General features: G+C 69.3%; 2 protein-coding genes and 1 pseudogene. 1 reads left to right on the top strand and 2 read right to left on the bottom strand.

Annotated features, from left to right (window positions below; genetic code table 11):
* Together AOK22_RS36335 and AOK22_RS36330 are read right to left on the bottom strand one after the other, a co-directional pair.
* Positions 1-202, bottom strand: a 202-nt coding sequence (locus AOK22_RS36335) for a hypothetical protein (RefSeq protein ID WP_157872400.1), incomplete at its 3' end; no start/stop codon positions are given.
* Positions 203-580: 378 nt separating this feature from the next.
* Positions 581-1042, bottom strand: coding sequence for an Lrp/AsnC family transcriptional regulator (locus AOK22_RS36330; protein WP_055702943.1), 462 nt, complete (start codon positions 1040-1042; stop codon positions 581-583).
* A 103-nt stretch (positions 1043-1145) separates the two neighbouring features.
* Here AOK22_RS36330 and AOK22_RS43450 point away from each other — a divergent pair.
* Positions 1146-1253: pseudogene (locus tag AOK22_RS43450) on the top strand (SMP-30/gluconolactonase/LRE family protein); the annotation flags it as partial.

The following is a 1253-nucleotide window of genomic DNA, read 5'->3' as shown; positions in this document are numbered from 1 at the left end:
CGTCGACGGAGTTGTCGACGATCTCCTGGACCATGTGGTGCAGGCCGCGCTCCCCGGTCGAGCCGATGTACATGCCCGGCCGCTTGCGCACCGCGTCCAGGCCGTCCAGGACGGTGATCGCGCCCGCGTCGTACACGGCGGACCCGTCGTGCACGGAGGGTCCGTCATGCGCGGCAGATCCGTCGCCGTCGAGGTGCCGGATGTCGTCGAGGTCGGTGGTCTCGGGGGCGCTGGTGGAGGTGCGGACGCCTGAATCGGTCACAGATGCTCTCTTTTCGGGCACGACGAGTCGCGCTCCCGCACCGGAGTGCGAGAGCGGTCGGGTCACGGGTTCGGGAAGCGGGTCACGGGCAGGCCAAAGACGACCCCCCGGGCCGCGCGTCACGACACCCGGGAGGGCGCCGCGACGCACTCCAGAATACTGGACCGCGACTCCACGCATAGGGCCACAAGCCCTTCAGTTGCCCCTGTGGGCCCCGAACTCCCTGTGAGCCAATCCCCCCTGCCTCACACCCCCGTCAGCGCGCCAGAAGGGCACCCAGGGTCCTTCTCGGTGGCGTGCCGGGTGACGCCGTGGGAACTATTCCGAGGGCTTCTCCACCGCCCCGTGCGGCGAGACCGGGCGCTCGAAGAAGGTCTCCAGGACCACGGTCGCCTGCGTCCCGCTGACACCGTCGATCGCGTAGATCCGGCGCAGCACGTCCTGGAGCTGTTCGGTGGTCGCGGTCCTCACCTTCACCAGCACCGAGGCGCTGCCCGCGATGACGTGCGCCTCCAGGATCTCGGGGAGCGCGGCGAAGTCCCGCGCCGAGTCGCCCATCCAGGACGTGGAGTCCACCATCACGTACGCCAGGACGCCGCCGCCCACCGCCGCCGGGTCCACCTCGGCCGCGGTGCGGCGGATGACGCCGCGTTCGCGCAGCTTGCGTACGCGCTCGTGGGCGGCGCCCGCGGACAGGCCGACGGCCTGACCGAGCGCGGCGTAGGACTGGGTGGCGTCCTGCTGGAGCCGGTCCAGCAGGACGCGGTCTATGTGATCCACGACTCTCCATTCGACAGTTCCTTGCCGAGACCGTAGCTCATCCTTCAATCTTCCTGATGTGCCGAACAGTGTTCGGTCATCGAGTTCTTGGGAGGGGAAGAACATGAGCGACGGGCGTCCCGCGCTGTACGAGATGTTCGACGAGCGGTTCCGCACCGGGCGGTGCATGAACGGCGACGAGGGTCTCGAGGTCCTGTACACCGGCTGCCGC

Origin of the sequence: Streptomyces silaceus, from assembly GCF_001419745.1 — a bacterium.
GTDB classification, from domain to species: Bacteria; Actinomycetota; Actinomycetes; order Streptomycetales; family Streptomycetaceae; genus Streptomyces; species Streptomyces silaceus.
This window is presented reverse-complemented; position numbering and strand designations above follow the sequence as displayed.